Source organism: Ciceribacter sp. L1K23 (genome assembly GCF_018122705.1).
Taxonomy (GTDB): Bacteria; Pseudomonadota; Alphaproteobacteria; order Rhizobiales; family Rhizobiaceae; genus Allorhizobium.
Map to the genome: position 1 here is coordinate 973727 of NZ_JAGRRC010000001.1, position 14664 is coordinate 988390.

Here is a 14664-nt window from a genome sequence, read left to right on the forward strand (position 1 = left end):
ACCAAAGCCCGTTCAGCCGGGCTGGGCGGCCTTCCACGCGACATAGTCGTTGATGGTCCGAGAGCCGATCTGCTGCATCAGCGAGGCCGGCACCGCGGCCCATGGTTCGGCGCCGCTGCCGGGAACGCTCTCCTGTCCCTGCAGGCGATGCAGCCGCGTTCCGTTGCCGTCGAGGATATCCCAGACATAGACGACGTTGACCTTGCCACCGTCGGAAAAGGCGGAGAAATACCCTTTCAGGATGTGCCGGCTGGCGGGATCGCTGGCCCCCTTGATCGTCAGGCCCTTCGCGCGCGCTTCCGCCCCCAGCTGCCGCGACAGGGGGGTGACGGCCTGAACCGGGGCGCCGATGATCGGCAGGAAGCGGATCGTATTGGCGGAGGTGGCGGGCAGGGCGGCGACCTGCCCGGATGGTGCCTGCTGTGCCGCAGGTTGCGGCGGCATTGGTTGCGACGTGGCAGGCAACAGAGGCTGGGATGCGGCGACCGACGGCTGTGCGGCGCCGAGGGGCTGGGACTGTGCGGGCGATTGGGCCGCCCCTGCCTGAAGCGCCTGCGCTTGTGCTTCCAGAGTGTTCTGAGGCGGCGAGACATAGCCTTGTTCGGCATTGGCCGCCTGGTACGTCGCAGCATCGGCGGACGTCATGGTCGTTGCGCTGCTCTGGGGCGCGTAGCCGCCAGGGTCGCCGACATCCGCCGGCGGCGTCAGTCCCTCCGCCGTGTTGCAGCCGCTGAGCGCGCCCGCGAGGAGAAGAACGGACAGATAGCCGTTGAGCCTCATTCCTTGCGTCCCCGTCGTGAATTCCGCCCCTCAAGTTATGGGTGCGCCGGCGGGGGCGTGTCAACGCCCCCTGTCGGTGGATCATAGTTCAGCGCGTCACGAGCTCGAGCGGGTGGCGCGAAAGGGCCTGCGGCGCCGCCTCCGTCGTCAGGTAGGTGTGGCCCAGCGTCATGGCGACGCCGCGCTCCGAATCCATCACGATCATGTGGACGAACAGCGTCATATCGGGAAGGATCGGCTGAGGGTTGCCGGCGTGGAACATCTGGTGCTCCATCCAGGACGGCGAGAAGCGCGCCCCGAGCGAGTAGCCGCAGGCGTTCAACCGATGCCGCGTCAGGCCGCGCGCGTCCATCACGCGGGCGTGCACATCGAACACGTCGCCAAAGGTGTTGCCCGGGGTCAGGATCTTCTCGATCTCGACGATGCCTTCCTGGCAGGCGGCGAAGAGTTCGCGGTGACGGGTCGAGGGATCGCCAACGGCCACGGTTCGCATCATCACCGCGTGATAGTGCGCGCTTGCACCCGCCCATTCGAGCGTCAACTGGTCCTTCGCCTCCAGTTTCCTGCGACCCGCTTTGTAGCGGCAGAGAAGGGCGTCCTCGGCGGATCCTATGATGAACTCGTTGGCCGGATAGTCGCCGCCGCCGGCGAAGACGGCGCCTTGCATGGCCGCGAGGATATCAGCCTCGTCGGCGCCCTCGCGGATGAGATGAAGCGCCGCGTCGAAGGCGTCATCCGCCAGTTCTGCGGCCCGCCGAACGTGTGCCACCTCGGCAGGGCTTTTCAAGAGGCGCAGTCCGCTGACGAGGTAGGAGGCATCGATCAGTTCACCGAAGCTCATCAACTGATTGTCGATCAGCCGGGCGACGCGGCCGGTCATGCCGTGGGTGTCGTATTCGACGCCGATCCGGCAGCCAAGCAGATCCATGTCGCTCAGCATGTTTTTCAGGTCGACCGTCGGGTCGGCGTTGGCGCGGTCCATCCACACGACGATTTCGTCGATGATCGAAGTATGGCGGGCCTGCCGCAGGTCCGGCGAGCGCGTGAGAAGCGCCATGGTGCCGTCGGCCTTCACCACCAGTGTCTGGAAGAAGCAGTAGCCGAATGTGTCGTATCCCGTCAGCCAGTACATGCTTTCCTGGGCGAAGAGGAGCATGACGTCGAGTTTCTGCTCGCGCATCGTCTCCGTCAGCCTTGCCATGCGGTCAGCGTATTCCCGCCTTTCAAAGTGAAGTGCCATCTCAGTCCTCCAGTATTGCGATCGCGGAGATCTGGCGTCCGTAATCAGGTTCTCCGGCATGTGTCGTGCGCCGGTAGGAAAAGAAGCGCGCGGGATCGGCATATGTGCATAACCCGAGCGATTCAGCGGTGACGCCAGCTGCGGACAGGCGTGCAAGTATCAGGCCGGGAAGGTCGAACATGGCGTGGCCCGGCTTCGAGGACGGACGGAAGAACCGTTCGTAATCTCTGTCTCTTGTCACGAAGCGATCGACGAATTCAGGCCCGACCTCGTAATTGTCTACGGTGATCGATGGACCAAGGCAGGCGCGGATCGCGCGCCGCTCGGCGCCGAGGCCTATCATGGCGTCGATGGTGTTCTCCAGGACCCCTTCGAGCGCTCCCTTCCAGCCAGCGTGTGCCGCGCCGATAACGCGATTTTCGGGATCGATGAACAGGATTGGCCCGCAGTCGGCCGCGAGCACGCCGAGCACGATGCCGGGATTGGCGGTGACGAGGGCGTCCACCTTCGGTCGCTCACCGTCCAGGTCGCGGTCCACAACGTACACATCTGGCGAATGGATCTGATGAACCGTCGCCAGCCTGTCGGGGGAGAGCGCAAACCACCGGGCGACGCGAGCGCGGTTTTCCTTTATCCGCTCAGGATCATCGCTTGATCCAAGCCCTACGTTCAATCCGGCGTAGAGGCCCTCGGAAACGCCGCCCTCGCGTGTGAAAAAGCCATGACGTATGCCGTTCGCATCGGAGGCGAGCAGCGGGCTTTGAATCGGCTGAGGAAGTGTGTCGTTCAAAATGTCGCTCCGTTCGAGGTGGCCCGAGGGGCTTGATTTCCGGATCGGACTCCGGGAGACGCGGCACCACCCCGGCAGACACGGCGGGATGGTGCGCAGGATGGCGGTATCTGTCAATTGCCGCTTCTGAAGGGCATCAGTTTGACGGGCGGGCTTGAAAAGGCGAGAACCTTGAAGAGTTCGCCCATCTTGCCCTGGCCCGATCCGGACAGACGGTCGACCGCAAGCGCGATCTCGTGCTGCGTGTCCTCCGGTTTCTCCTTGGCCAGCGCAGCTGCTCGTTCCAGCAGGCCAAGGCCCTTCAGGAAATCGCCCTGTGGCAGGAGGCCGTTGATCTGCATGCCGAGCGCCGTTGCGGCTCGCGCCAGTTGCTCGAAATCAACATGACTGGTGAGATCCGCCATGCCGGGATGGGCGAGTGGCGGGTCGTATTCGTGTGCGAGAACGGCCTGCAGCGTGTCGCCAAACCCGGTGGTGAGGTGGCCGTAATCGATGACGAGGGAGGTTCCGCCGAACGCCGCAATCCGCTCGCAGATAACCTGCATGACGGACAGCCGGGCCGGCGAGATCTCGAAGATCGCGCCGTCGGCGGGAAGCGTTTCGAAATCCTTCAGAAAATCGGGGTCGAGCGTGGCAACCCCGACGGTGAAGGCGAGATTGTCGTTCGCATCCAGCCCGACCATGCGTTCCCGGAACCCGGTGGGTGTCTTCACAAACTGGCGGATCGGGATCGCGTCGAAGAGTTCGTTGGCGACCAGAAGGGTGAAACCCTCCGGGAGTTCGTCGAACCCCTTGTGCCAGCGGACCTTGTCCCCGTAACTCTCCAGCGTCTTCTTCTGGACATCCTGAAGCCGGTCGCTGGTCTCCACCAGGTGAACGGAGGCGCCTTCGAAGAGATCGGGTGCTACACGCGCTATCACCCGCAGCATGTCCGACATCATCGTCCCCCGGCCGGGGCCAACCTCGACGAGGCAGACGGGCAACGGTTTGCCATGGTTCTGCCAGGCATGAACGACGAAAACCCCGATCATCTCGCCGAACAATTGGCTGACTTCCGGGGCTGTGACGAAATCGCCGAGGGAGCCAAAGGGATTTCGCGTCTGATAGTAGCCATGCTGCGGGTCGGCGAGGCACAGCGCAAAGTAGTCGGTCACGCTGATCGGTCCGCTCGTCTGGATCAGAGCCTTGATTTTCTCCGCAAGGGCTGTCGTCACGGCCGCCCTCCCGAGAGTTGGGGTTGCTGGCGAAGGGCGCGTTGCAGGGCCCAGATGCCGGCGGCGAGCATAGGCAGCGACAGGAGCATGCCCATGGTCAGCCAGCCGCCAAAGAGATAGCCAAGCTGTACATCCGGCTCGCGGAAGAACTCGACGAAGATCCGGGCGCAAGGGTAAAGGATGGCGAACACGCCGGTGACCAGTCCGGGGCGGCGGAATGTGCCCGACCGTGCCATCAACTGAAGGACGACGAGGATAACGATACCTTCAAGCGCCGCTTCGTAGAGCTGGCTTGGATGTCGAGGCATTGGGCCGCCGGTCGGGAAGACGAAGGCCCACGGCACATCGGTCACCCGACCCCAGAGTTCGCTGTTGATGAAATTGGCGATGCGGCCAAAGAACAAACCGGCCGCGACGACACTCGCCACAAGATCGAAAAGGCTCCAGAGAGCGATTCCGTGTTTTCGGGCGAAGACGATCATCGCGAGCGTCGCGCCGATGAAGCCTCCGTGGAACGACATTCCGCCATTCCAGACCTCGATCAGCCGCACCGGGTTCGCGGCGACGGGCGTCAGATCGTAGAACAGGACGTAGCCGAGCCGGCCGCCAAGGACGATGCCGACCGCAGCCCACAGGATGAAATCATCGAGTTGCTGCGCGGTAAGCGGGGGTGAGGCATTCGGCCACAGATCGGGGCGGGCAATCAGACGCCGCGCGATCCACCAACCGAGGAGAATGCCGACGACATAGGCTAGGCCGTACCAGTGTACAGCAAGCGGACCAATGGAAAAGGCAACCGGATCAATTGCCGGAAAGGGCAGGGCGGCAAGGAAGGCGGCGGCTGTCTGCAAGGCGGTACTTTCGTTTACTCGGGCGAAAATGGCGTCGTGGCTGTTGCGGGTCAAGATGGAATCTTGCCGCGTCCAATCTAAGGCAAGGCCTCACCCGCCTTTGTGCTTGCAACGGCCGTGTCGAAGCCCTACCTGACAGACAACCGCGAAACGGTCGCGGCGATGAGGGATCGACGCGAGAAGGGAGCCTAGGGATGACCACCGGACCGAACCGCATCTTGGATGAATTCGCCAAGCTCATGACCGATGCCGCCGGAGCGGCCCAGGGCGTGCGCAAGGAGATGGAAACGGCATTCAACGCCCAGGCCGAGCGGTGGCTCAACAGCATGGACGTGGTCAAGCGCGAGGAATTCGAGGCCGTCCGCGAGATGGCGATCAAGGCGCGCGACGAGAACGAAGCGCTGGCCGCACGAATCGCCGAACTGGAAGCGAAGCTGGCCGCGAAGTCCTGAGGTCGTGCTGGCCAGATATTGGCCACCAGCCTGTATTGTGGCGAGATTGAATCAGAGAGGGGCGCGACAGGTTCGCGCCCCTCTTCGTTTGTGTGCCATTTTGAGTCGCCCACAGCTTTAATCGACCTCTTCACACCTCGTTTTCCACATCCCGCACGAGCACGAAAAAACCAATCCGAAGAGTCGCTTAGAGCGACTTGGTCGCGTGCCATCGGAAGGTGTTTCCACAGCTCTCGGAGCGATGGGCCGGTTTGGAGGACTGGCTTTGGACGAGTCCGTCGATACACTGATTTTAAATGATGATTCGAAACGGACGTCGCAAGTTTCAGGCAGGGTGCGTGCTTTAACCCTGACGTCCATAGGTAATCATTCCTGGTCTGGTTTGGGAGTGTGGAGCAGCGTCGGCAAGCTTGCCGCGGAGCTCTTTTGCTTCCCTGAAGAAGGTGCCCGTATGAGCCTTATCGAGATGGAATTTGAGCGCCAATCCAATCCGGTCGACATGATCGAATTCGTGGCCTCGAACAACGACTGGACCTTCGAACGCTCCGGGGAAGACGAGATCGCGATGACGGTCGCGGGGCGTTGGGCGGATTACCACGTTTCTTTTTCGTGGATGGAGGAGTTCGAGGCCCTGCACCTTGCATGTGCCTTCGACATTCGCATTCCCGAGACGCGCGTCAACGAGGTCATCCGACTGCTTTCGCTGGTCAACGGCCAGGTGTTGATGGGACATTTCGATCTCTGGCGGCAGGAAGACGTGGTGATCTTCCGCCAGTCTCTGCTGCTCGCCGGCGGAGCGGAGCCGACGAACCGTCAGGTCGAGGTTCTGCTATCCAGTGCCATTGATGCCTGTGAGGCCTATTACCAGGCTTTCCAATTCGTCGTCTGGTCGGGACTCGAAGCGCAGGCCGCGATCGATGCCGTCCTCTTCGAGACGGTCGGAGAAGCCTGAGCATGCCGTCTTCAAAATCGGAACACGTCCTTCTCGTCGGTGCCGGCAATATGGGCGGGGCAATGCTCGCGGGCTGGCTGAAGAGCGGGATTGCCGGCGGCAGCGTGACCGTCATCGATCCCGGCCCATCGGAGAAGATGCAGTCGCTTATCGCCGATGCAGGATCGAGCTGGACGACCGAGGTGCCCGGGGGTCTGCAGCCAGCTATCCTGTTTCTCGCGATAAAGCCGCAGATGATGGAGACGGTTCTGCCGGGACTTCGCAAATGCGTCGGTCCGGACACCGTCGTCGTCTCCGTTGCTGCGGGCACCACGATCGCAACCCTCGAGCGGCACCTGGGGGGCGCGGGCATGGTTCGCGCCATGCCGAACACGCCGGCCATGATCGGGCGCGGGATCACCGGCGCCTATGCCAACGCGAAGGTGAGCGATAGTCAGCGTGATCACGTGCACCGGCTCCTGAAGGTATCCGGTCCGGTGGAGTGGCTCTCTTCAGAGGCCGATATCGACGGTGTGACCGCGTTGTCGGGCAGCGGCCCGGCCTACGTCTTCTATCTCGTAGAGTGCATGGCAGAGGCCGGTCGCAAGGCCGGCCTGCAGGCGGACCTTGCCATGCGTCTCGCGCGGGAGACAGTCGCGGGGGCTGGTGAATTGCTTCACCAGTCCCCCGACGACGCTTCGAGGCTGCGCCAGAACGTGACGTCGCCCGGTGGCACCACGGCTGCGGCACTGTCTGTTCTTATGGCGGACGATGGGATGCAACCTCTGTTCGACCGTGCGATCGAGGCTGCGCGCAAGCGAGCCGAGGAGCTGGCGAAGTGAGTTCGGACGCGTCTGGCGACACCATCACCTTCGCCGATTTCGAGAAGGTCGATATCCGGACCGGGACGATCGTCGAGGTGCTGCCTTTTCCGGAGGCGCGCAAGCCAGCCTTCAAGCTCAAGATCGACTTTGGCGCCGAGATCGGCGTCAAGAAATCCTCTGCGCAGATCACCGTGCACTATACCCCGGAAATGCTGCTCGGACGGCAGGTCTTGGCGGTCGTCAATTTTCCGCCGCGGCAGATCGGCCCGTTCCGATCGGAGGTGCTCACGCTCGGCTTTGAGGACGAGAGCGGCGCAATCGTGCTCGCGGCAACCGAGCGTCCCGTGCCCAATGGCCGAAAGCTGATTTGACGATCAGGCCGGTATCCGTACGGTTGCTCGCAATCCGCCGAGAGGGCTGTCGCCAAGGGTGACGTTGCCGCCATGGCTGCGGGCGATGTCGCGGGCGATGGCGAGGCCGAGACCCGTCCCCGAGGAATCGAGATTGCGAGCCTCGTCGAGGCGGTAAAACGGTTTGAAGACGTCGTCGCGAACCTCTTCCGGAATACCGGGACCATCGTCGTCGAAGGTGACCGTCAGCCACTTGGCGCTATGCCGTGCATCGACCTCCAGCCTCTTTGCATATCGGCGGCTGTTGGACGCCAGGTTGCCGATCAGGCGCGCGAACGCATTTGGACGAACCTTGACGCGGTCGTCACCCTCGATCTTCCAGGTCATCTCCTTGCCGTGCAGAGTGAAGTCGGCGGCGACCTTTTCGAGAACGTCGCTCAGCAGCACTTCGCCGACATCCTCCTCCGCCTCGCCGCGGGCAAACGCCATGTAGCCCTCCAGCATGGTCTGCATGTCCTCGACATCATTGTTGAGATTGTCGAGCTCGGGGTTGTCGCCTGCCAGCGCCAGCTGCAGCTTGAAACGGGTGAGGATGGTCCGCAGGTCATGGCTGACACCTGTCAACATGGCGGTGCGCTGTTCCATCTGACGCTCGATGCGCTCCCGCATCAGGATGAAGGCGAGGCCGGCGCGGCGCACCTCGTCGGCCCCGCGGGGGCTGAAATCCTCCGGCGACTTCTGACCCTTGCCGAAGCTTTCCGCAGCCTGTGCCAACGCCAGGATAGGCCGGATCTGACCGCGCAGGAAAAGCGTCGACATGATGATCAGCACAAGCGAGGTGCCCACCATCCAGACGATGAAGATGTGGGAGTTCGCGGCATAGGCGCGATTGCGGTTGACGAAAACACGCAGAATTTCGCCTTCCAGCTGGATACGGATTTCCAGCAGGCGCGAGTTGCCGACAGTATCGATCCAGAATGGACGTCCGATCTGCCTTGTGATCTCGCTTGTCAGCGTCTGATCGAGAAGAGAGAAAAACGGCTTGGGGCGAGGGGCGGGTAGTTTCTCGCCAGGTTCGACCGATATCCGCATGCCGAGATTGTCCTCGACGATCCTGACGAGCTCGCCATAGTCGGCTTCGTGGGGATAGGTCTCGATGATGTCGATGATGGCGGCGATCTCCTGCGTGACGCTGGAAGAGAGCCGCTGGGTCACGGTCTGCCAATGGCGCTCCATGAAGACAAAGGCGACCACCGTCTGCAGGATGAGGATCGGCACGATGATGATCAGGAGGGAGCGCGCGAACAAACCCGTCGGCAGCCGTCTGCGAATCCAGCGCGTCACCCGTTTGTAGGCGTTGGCTGGTGGTTTGTCCTGGTCCCGTCTGATGGCATCGAAGATCGCCATTTGGCTCCTTGCTCGCGGGCTTCCCGCGGTTGCCGGCGTCAGTCCATGCTGAGGCGGTAGCCGATGCCGCGGACCGTCTGCAGCCATACGGGGTTGGCCGGATCGTCCTCGATCTTCCGCCTCAGCCGGTTGATCTGCACGTCGATAGTCCGTTCGCCGACCTCGGCCTCGTCGCCAATCAGTTCGTGGCGCGGAATGGTTTCGCCTGCGCGCGTGGCGAACAGCAGCATGATTTCCTGCTCGCGCTCGGTCAACTTGATCGTTTCCGATGCCTTCTTCAACTCTTTGCGAACGATGGAGAAGGAATAGGGCCCGAACATGACCTGCTCGATCTTCAGCGCGCTGCCTGCCGTGTTCCGCTTCAGGATGTTGTTGATGCGCAGAACGAGTTCGCGCGGGTCGAAGGGCTTGGCGAGGTAGTCATCCGCGCCGGCTTCCAGCCCGGCGATGCGCGACTCCGCCTCGGATCGCGCGGTGAGCAGGATCACCGGGATCGTGCGCTCGCCGACGAGGCTCTTGGTCAAGGACAGGCCCGTTTCGCCGGGCATCATCACGTCGAGAACGAGAAGGTCGAAATCCAGACCTTCCAGTTTGCGACGTGCTTCCGCGGCATCGGCGGCGACGGTCACGCGGAAGCCCTGTTCCGTCAGGTAGCGCTGAAGCAGATCACGGATGCGGGTGTCGTCGTCGACGACCAGTAGATGTGCTGCATCGTCGGCCACCGGCCCCTTGCTTGCCATGTCTCAGTCCTCCCCGAGCTCCGCCGGAGCTGTCGTCCGGGTGCCGCGCATGCCTTCCAGAAATCGACGGACGCCGTCACGCTGGTCGCCTGACAGACCTTCAAGCGCCTGCGCAATCCGTCGCGACTGCGGCTCGGATAGCGCCAGCGCCAATTCTCGGCCTGCAAGCGTGGGATAGAGGCGGCGCTGGCGGCGATCGGCCGGACCCGCCATCTGCCTGATGTAGCCGGAATCGATCAGTTCCTTGAGGACGCGCGCGAGACTCTGCTTGGTGATCTGCAGAATCGCCAGCAGGTCGGCGACCGTCATTCCGGGCCGACGGCTGACAAAGTATACGACGCGGTGATGAGCTCGCCCAAAACCGATCTTTGACAGAATGGCGTCGGGGTCGGAGATGAAGTCGCGATAGGCGAAGAAAAGGGACTCGATCGTGTCGAAGTCGATCGTCTTGTCGTCGACGACCGGGATCTCCGGCAATTCCTTGCGAACGGTCTTCTGTGGCGCCACGGCGCGTTTTCCTTTCCCTGGGACGCATCCCCTATAAGCGGGGACTTTTGCGGCGGCTCGGCCGGGCCGGTTGCGTCTTTCGGGCAAGAACTAAGGGCAGATCGTCAAAAACGCTACAAAAAATCGGTGTGGCAACGCACTTTTGGGGAGAGGTCCGCCTTGCGCAAGCCGGCGCGGTTATCTACCGACGCAGCACCTTCAGAAGGATTTGCAGACCGATGGCGGAACAGACGGCAGAACAACACGCGCGCCAGCGACTTCGTCCTGTTTTCTTTGCGGTGATGCTGACGAAGCTTCTTGTCGCGCTCTTTCTCGTCGTACAATTGGCAATCCTGCCGCATGGATCGCCTGCTGAGGCCCGAATTGGCGGCCCGATCGCCGATGGGGTTTCTTCGCCAACAAATTAGCCTATGTGTGGGCTGCGGCGTCCTTGGCGCCCGACACGAACCGATACGAGGTAGTCATGGGCCAGTTGCAGGCGGGAATCATACCGGTCACACCGTTTCAGCAGAATTGCACCATTCTCTTCGACACTGAAACGAAAGAGGGCGTGGTTGTTGATCCGGGCGGCGATGTCGATGCCATTGTTGCGACGCTTGAGCAGAACGGCATCCGGATCAAGGAGATATGGCTCACTCATGGGCACATCGATCACGCCGGTGGAGCGGAGGAGCTCAAGGAAAAGCTTGGTGTGAAAATCATCGGTCCGCATAAGGACGACGTGCCGCTGCTCGATCGTCTCGAAGAGCAGGGGAAACGTTTCGGCGTGGAGATGGCGGTCAGGAACTGCAGGCCGGACCGATTTCTCGACGAAGGAGACAAGGTCTCATTCGGGACGCATAGCTTCGAGGTTTTCCATACACCCGGCCATGCGCCGGGTCATGTCATATACTTCAATCGTGATCAGAAGTTCGCCCATGTCGGCGACGTTCTGTTCAACGGGTCGATCGGCCGCACGGATCTTCCCGGCGGGAACCACCAGCAGCTGCTTCAGTCGATCAAGGAGAAACTGTTTCCGCTCGGCGACGAGGTCGGCTTTATCTGCGGACACGGTCCCGGTGGGCGGATAGGAGAGGAACGGCGGACCAATCCGTTCCTCCAGGGGCTCTAGCAGATCGTTTCGACGGTCAGCCTGCCACGCAGAAGTGGGCGCGACCGTCGTAGCCGATATAGGTGCCGTCATCGGGCGAGAAACTACGGTAGCGAGCCGAGCAGTAATCGTACCATTCCGGCGTCCAAGGCTCGATCGCATAGGAAACCGGTGCCGGCGGATACTGTGTCACGTAGACGTTGCCGCGGGGCGGGTAGTAGGCCGGGGGAGGCGCGGGCGGAAGATAGTCGGGCTCTACGTAGCGGGGCTGACTGGCGATCGCCGCACCTGCTACCACGCCAGCCGCCAGGCCAAACAAGCCCAGCACAGCTGCATCGTCATTGTGGCGATGGTGACGATAACCACCACCGGCAAAAGCCGGCGAGGCGGCAGAGATCGCCGTCGTTGTGACTGCAATCGAAAGAAGGGCGTAGCGTGCAAACCTGTTCATGGCCTCTGTCATCCTCACTGACGACGCTTTCCTCTCTGGAAAGCCTGGACGAATGAGTAGCTGGGTGTGCCTGAACGGAAGCTGAATAAAAGAACCCGGCAATTCTGCCGGGCCGATACGCGAAACAAAAATGCGTGGGAAGAAAGGATCAGCCCGCGATCTGCAGGTTGACGGCCTTCGGTCCCTTGCCGCGCCGGTCCGGTTCCGTGTCGAAGGATACTTTCTGGTTCTCGGTGAGGCCCGAGAGGCCAGAAGCCTGGACAGCGGAAATGTGTACGAAGATATCAGCGCCGCCATTGTCCGGCTTGATAAAGCCGAAGCCCTTGTCGGTATTGAAGAATTTTACAGTGCCAGTCTCGGCCATGCGTCAGGTCCTTTTCTCTCTGTCCGGGTCAAGGGACAGCATTGCTACAACCCCGTTACGGGTATTTGGCAGGCATTTCTCGAAATGTGAGGAAAGGGTCCCGGTTACCGCAGAGGCTTTATGCCGCGCGACCACGAGGGCAGCGCGCCAACCATCTGCCCGGAACTTTTTTGCGTCTCCGGCCCGCATCATTTATTAGGTCTTCCCGTGCTCGCTAACTGCCCGAACGGCGCAAGATTGCTTGCTTTATCCGATCTTGGCAAGCGAAAGTTTTGCTGCACCAGAGTACCGCGACATTTTCGGTTTCTTTAAAATATCAAGTCTAAGGCCCAATCCCGGTCAAAAATCCCAAAAATATGGGGGCTTTTATCTCGTTCTGAGACTATTTCCTCGCTGAAGTCGTTGGATGCGGAATAAAACGGCTGTGCGAATTTTTTCTACACTGCCTGTTTACTGGGCGTCGGGGCCCGCCGGTCGATGTCCGCGGCAGTCGCCATCGGGTGCGTCAGCGCTCGTCGGCGAGGGGGCGCAGGACCGTGGCACGTTCGTGCATCATCTCTGAAGCAAGTACCTTGGTTTTAAGATAGAGGCCATCAGCCACCAGCACCAAACCGACAATGGCTATCAGAGCAAGGGCGAGAAGTATGATCTTTTCTCCACGTCCCGCGCGACGGCAACGCTGACCCATGCCGCTTCCATCATCGACCACGGCGCAGTTCCTCGGCGTGGATCATGTCGCTGAAACTACGGCGCCAGAAGCTTACGCTGCCAGCCGCCATCGCTGCAAATGCGATCATGAGGAAGCCCATAAGGATGCGCTGGTCGGCAAGACTATTGGAGTCGAGCAGGTTGGACGGAACTACCGTCTCCGCCCGTGCCGGCGACACCAGGATGGTCAGCATGAGCGCACAAGACAGCAAGGCCAGGAGGGTCATCATTAGCGGATGCCGGTCATTTCGCCCGGCCCGGAGATTGCGGGAGTCTTCGTCGAAAAACATGGTTGGTCCCTCGCTGTCGTTCGCCAGAGGAGAAAAGCCGTTCAAGTGGACGGCTTGGCGACCGAAATACGGCTCGCCGGCGCAATTATTGTGGCCTTATTGTGATCCGTTAACGGTTGGCAGAAGACGCCGGGACAGTGCGCCAACGCCGTTAATGAGCGCGACCATAATCGCTTCACGAAAGGAGGCTTGCTGGCCAAGAGGGTGGAGATTGTCCCCGAGACGCGTTTCCGCTTGAAACACATGGGCGAATTCGCCATAGAGCTTGGACCTGGAGCCCCGGTGCACGGAGTTCTCAACCGCAACAGCTTCAGGACCGAAGATCATGGCCTTTCTTGCCGACGCCCTTTCCCGCATCAAGCCTTCCGCGACCATCGCCGTCACGCAGATGGCCCGGGAGCTCAAAGCGCAGGGGAAAGACGTCATTTCGCTCTCCGTCGGCGAGCCCGACTTCGACACGCCGCAGAACATCAAGGACGCGGCTGTGGCCGCGATCGCCCGTGGCGAGACGAAGTACACGCCGGTTGCCGGCATTCCGGAACTTCGCAAGGCGATTGCCGAGAAGTTCAAGCGGGAGAACGGTCTCGACTACAAGCCCGAGCAGGTGATCGTCGGCACCGGCGGAAAGCAGATTCTTTTCAACGCCTTCATGGCAACGATCAATCCAGGGGATGAAGTTGTCATACCTGCGCCTTACTGGGTGTCCTATCCGGAGATGATCGCGCTGTGCGGCGGTACGCCCGTCTTCGTCGAGACGACGATCGAAAACAATTTCAAGCTCACGGCCGAGCAGTTGGACAAGGCGATCACGCCGAAGACCAAGTGGTTCATGTTCAACTCTCCGTCCAACCCGTCAGGCGCTGCCTACAGCAAGGAAGAGCTGAAGGCGCTGACCGACGTGCTTTTGAAGCATCCGCATGTTTGGGTGCTGACGGACGACATGTACGAGCATCTCGTCTTCGGCGACTTCGTCTATTACACGCCAGCCCAGGTCGAACCTGCTCTTTACGACCGCACGCTCACCATGAACGGCGTCTCCAAGGCCTACGCCATGACCGGTTGGCGTATCGGTTATGCAGCTGGTCCGCTGCCGCTGATCAAGGCCATGGACATGATCCAGGGCCAGCAGACCTCGGGCGCGTGCTCGATCGCTCAGTGGGCCGCCGTCGAGGCCCTGAACGGTCCGCAGGACTTCGTCAAGGTGTCGAAGAAGGCCTTCGAGGAGCGTCGCGATCTCGTCGTCTCGATGCTCAACCAGGCGACCGGCATCGTGTGCCCGAAGCCAGAAGGTGCGTTCTACGTCTACCCGTCCTGCGCTGGCCTGATCGGCAAGACGGCACCGTCGGGCAAGGTGATTGAGAACGACGAGGATTTCGTCATGGAATTGCTGGCGACCGAAGGGGTGGCGACCGTCCATGGCTCGTCCTTCGGGCTCGGCCCGAACTTCCGCGTATCCTATGCGACCTCGAACGAAAAGCTCGAAGAGGCCTGCAGCCGTATCCAGCGCTTCTGCGCATCGCTGAAGTAAAGTTCCGGCAGACTTTCCCGAAGAAGAAGGGCGGAACCCCGTGGTTCCGCCCTCAGACCGCTGACAAACCCGCCGATTTTTGCTTGGCGGGTTTTCTTGTTTTGAGGTGCGCGGTCAGGTGGTGTTTTGGTCTTAGATTTTCGTGAT

The 14664-nt window shown here is 61.4% G+C and carries 19 protein-coding genes; 6 read left to right on the forward strand and 13 right to left on the reverse strand.

Features of this window, described 5'->3' with window-relative positions:
- Positions 1-12 precede the first annotated feature (12 nt).
- The 5 genes from J5J10_RS04475 to lgt form a co-directional block, all read right to left on the reverse strand.
- A complete protein-coding gene (locus J5J10_RS04475) occupies positions 13-780 on the reverse strand; it encodes a hypothetical protein (protein WP_211928999.1) in 768 nt (255 codons plus the stop codon).
- Positions 781-868: 88 nt separating this feature from the next.
- A complete protein-coding gene (locus J5J10_RS04480) occupies positions 869-2020 on the reverse strand; it encodes a Xaa-Pro peptidase family protein (RefSeq protein WP_211929000.1) in 1152 nt (383 codons plus the stop codon).
- A gap of 1 nt (position 2021) precedes the next feature.
- A complete protein-coding gene (pgeF, locus tag J5J10_RS04485; RefSeq protein ID WP_211929001.1) occupies positions 2022-2810 on the reverse strand; it encodes a peptidoglycan editing factor PgeF in 789 nt (262 codons plus the stop codon).
- A gap of 113 nt (positions 2811-2923) precedes the next feature.
- Entirely contained in the window at positions 2924-4024 is a 1101-nt protein-coding gene (locus J5J10_RS04490; protein ID WP_211929002.1) for a class I SAM-dependent methyltransferase, read from the reverse strand.
- Positions 4021-4875, reverse strand: a complete 855-nt coding sequence (gene lgt / locus J5J10_RS04495) for a prolipoprotein diacylglyceryl transferase (protein ID WP_211931133.1) — start codon at positions 4873-4875, stop codon at positions 4021-4023. Before lgt ends, J5J10_RS04490 begins: the two co-directional genes overlap by 4 nt.
- Before the next feature lie 194 nt (positions 4876-5069).
- Between lgt and J5J10_RS04500 the strand changes: the two genes are divergently transcribed.
- The 4 genes from J5J10_RS04500 (at position 5070) to J5J10_RS04515 (ending at position 7453) form a co-directional block, all read left to right on the forward strand.
- Positions 5070-5327 (forward strand): accessory factor UbiK family protein, encoded by a 258-nt coding sequence (locus J5J10_RS04500; RefSeq protein ID WP_208551612.1) that lies wholly within the window; start codon positions 5070-5072, stop codon positions 5325-5327.
- Positions 5328-5778: 451 nt separating this feature from the next.
- The gene (locus J5J10_RS04505) at positions 5779-6279 is read left to right on the forward strand and encodes a YbjN domain-containing protein (protein ID WP_208551611.1); all 501 of its coding nucleotides are present in this window, start codon (positions 5779-5781) and stop codon (positions 6277-6279) included.
- 2 nt (positions 6280-6281) lie between these two features.
- Positions 6282-7100 carry a pyrroline-5-carboxylate reductase gene (gene proC, locus J5J10_RS04510; protein WP_211929003.1) on the forward strand — a complete coding sequence of 273 codons (819 nt, stop codon included), beginning with the start codon at positions 6282-6284 and terminating at the stop codon, positions 7098-7100.
- Positions 7097-7453 (forward strand): tRNA-binding protein, encoded by a 357-nt coding sequence (locus tag J5J10_RS04515; RefSeq protein WP_211929004.1) that lies wholly within the window; start codon positions 7097-7099, stop codon positions 7451-7453. The genes proC and J5J10_RS04515 overlap by 4 nt, the downstream gene beginning before the upstream one ends.
- Positions 7454-7456: 3 nt before the next feature.
- On the opposite strand, the gene J5J10_RS04520 is transcribed toward J5J10_RS04515, so the two are convergent.
- The 4 genes from J5J10_RS04520 to J5J10_RS04535 all read right to left on the reverse strand — a co-directional run bounded on the left by J5J10_RS04520 (position 7457) and on the right by J5J10_RS04535 (position 10409).
- Positions 7457-8839, reverse strand: coding sequence for an ATP-binding protein (locus J5J10_RS04520; protein WP_211929005.1), 1383 nt, complete (start codon positions 8837-8839; stop codon positions 7457-7459).
- A 38-nt stretch (positions 8840-8877) separates the two neighbouring features.
- Positions 8878-9579: a response regulator gene (locus J5J10_RS04525; RefSeq protein WP_211929006.1), complete on the reverse strand. Its 702-nt coding sequence runs from the start codon at positions 9577-9579 to the stop codon at positions 8878-8880.
- Between the two features lie 3 nt (positions 9580-9582).
- Positions 9583-10086, reverse strand: coding sequence for a MarR family transcriptional regulator (locus J5J10_RS04530; RefSeq protein WP_349252036.1), 504 nt, complete (start codon positions 10084-10086; stop codon positions 9583-9585).
- A 113-nt stretch (positions 10087-10199) separates the two neighbouring features.
- Complete coding sequence (locus tag J5J10_RS04535; protein ID WP_211929007.1) at positions 10200-10409, reverse strand: hypothetical protein; 210 nt, start codon at positions 10407-10409, stop codon at positions 10200-10202.
- Between the two features lie 140 nt (positions 10410-10549).
- Here J5J10_RS04535 and J5J10_RS04540 point away from each other — a divergent pair, with 140 nt between their 5' ends.
- Positions 10550-11197, forward strand: a complete 648-nt coding sequence (locus tag J5J10_RS04540; protein WP_211929008.1) for an MBL fold metallo-hydrolase — start codon at positions 10550-10552, stop codon at positions 11195-11197.
- A 16-nt stretch (positions 11198-11213) separates the two neighbouring features.
- Here the strand turns inward: J5J10_RS04540 and J5J10_RS04545 are convergent, their stop codons facing one another.
- The 4 genes from J5J10_RS04545 to J5J10_RS04560 all read right to left on the reverse strand — a co-directional run bounded on the left by J5J10_RS04545 (position 11214) and on the right by J5J10_RS04560 (position 12989).
- Positions 11214-11627, reverse strand: coding sequence for a BA14K family protein (locus J5J10_RS04545; protein ID WP_208551604.1), 414 nt, complete (start codon positions 11625-11627; stop codon positions 11214-11216).
- A 148-nt stretch (positions 11628-11775) separates the two neighbouring features.
- On the reverse strand, positions 11776-11991 hold the full coding sequence (locus tag J5J10_RS04550) for a cold-shock protein (protein ID WP_128442587.1): 216 nt from the start codon (positions 11989-11991) through the stop codon (positions 11776-11778).
- Positions 11992-12496: 505 nt separating this feature from the next.
- On the reverse strand, positions 12497-12700 hold the full coding sequence (locus J5J10_RS04555; RefSeq protein WP_211929009.1) for a hypothetical protein: 204 nt from the start codon (positions 12698-12700) through the stop codon (positions 12497-12499).
- Positions 12690-12989 carry a hypothetical protein gene (locus J5J10_RS04560; RefSeq protein WP_211929010.1) on the reverse strand — a complete coding sequence of 100 codons (300 nt, stop codon included), beginning with the start codon at positions 12987-12989 and terminating at the stop codon, positions 12690-12692. The genes J5J10_RS04555 and J5J10_RS04560 overlap by 11 nt, the downstream gene beginning before the upstream one ends.
- Before the next feature lie 325 nt (positions 12990-13314).
- On the opposite strand from J5J10_RS04560, the gene J5J10_RS04565 reads away from it, so the two are divergent.
- Entirely contained in the window at positions 13315-14517 is a 1203-nt protein-coding gene (locus tag J5J10_RS04565) for a pyridoxal phosphate-dependent aminotransferase (protein WP_211929011.1), read from the forward strand.
- Positions 14518-14664 lie beyond the last annotated feature (147 nt).

Excerpts from the sequence above, each read along its gene's own strand:
- J5J10_RS04475 (WP_211928999.1), bottom strand. The coding sequence starts at position 780 with ATGAGGCTCAACGGCTATCTGTCCGTTCTTCTCCTCGCGGGCGCGCTC.
- J5J10_RS04480 (WP_211929000.1), bottom strand. The coding sequence starts at position 2,020 with ATGGCACTTCACTTTGAAAGGCGGGAATACGCTGACCGCATGGCAAGG.
- J5J10_RS04500 (WP_208551612.1), top strand. The coding sequence starts at position 5,070 with ATGACCACCGGACCGAACCGCATCTTGGATGAATTCGCCAAGCTCATG.
- J5J10_RS04505 (WP_208551611.1), top strand. The coding sequence starts at position 5,779 with ATGAGCCTTATCGAGATGGAATTTGAGCGCCAATCCAATCCGGTCGAC.
- proC (WP_211929003.1), top strand. The coding sequence starts at position 6,282 with ATGCCGTCTTCAAAATCGGAACACGTCCTTCTCGTCGGTGCCGGCAAT.
- J5J10_RS04520 (WP_211929005.1), bottom strand. The coding sequence starts at position 8,839 with ATGGCGATCTTCGATGCCATCAGACGGGACCAGGACAAACCACCAGCC.
- J5J10_RS04525 (WP_211929006.1), bottom strand. The coding sequence starts at position 9,579 with ATGGCAAGCAAGGGGCCGGTGGCCGACGATGCAGCACATCTACTGGTC.
- J5J10_RS04540 (WP_211929008.1), top strand. The coding sequence starts at position 10,550 with ATGGGCCAGTTGCAGGCGGGAATCATACCGGTCACACCGTTTCAGCAG.
- J5J10_RS04545 (WP_208551604.1), bottom strand. The coding sequence starts at position 11,627 with ATGAACAGGTTTGCACGCTACGCCCTTCTTTCGATTGCAGTCACAACG.
- J5J10_RS04550 (WP_128442587.1), bottom strand. The coding sequence starts at position 11,991 with ATGGCCGAGACTGGCACTGTAAAATTCTTCAATACCGACAAGGGCTTC.
- J5J10_RS04560 (WP_211929010.1), bottom strand. The coding sequence starts at position 12,989 with ATGTTTTTCGACGAAGACTCCCGCAATCTCCGGGCCGGGCGAAATGAC.
- J5J10_RS04565 (WP_211929011.1), top strand. The coding sequence starts at position 13,315 with ATGGCCTTTCTTGCCGACGCCCTTTCCCGCATCAAGCCTTCCGCGACC.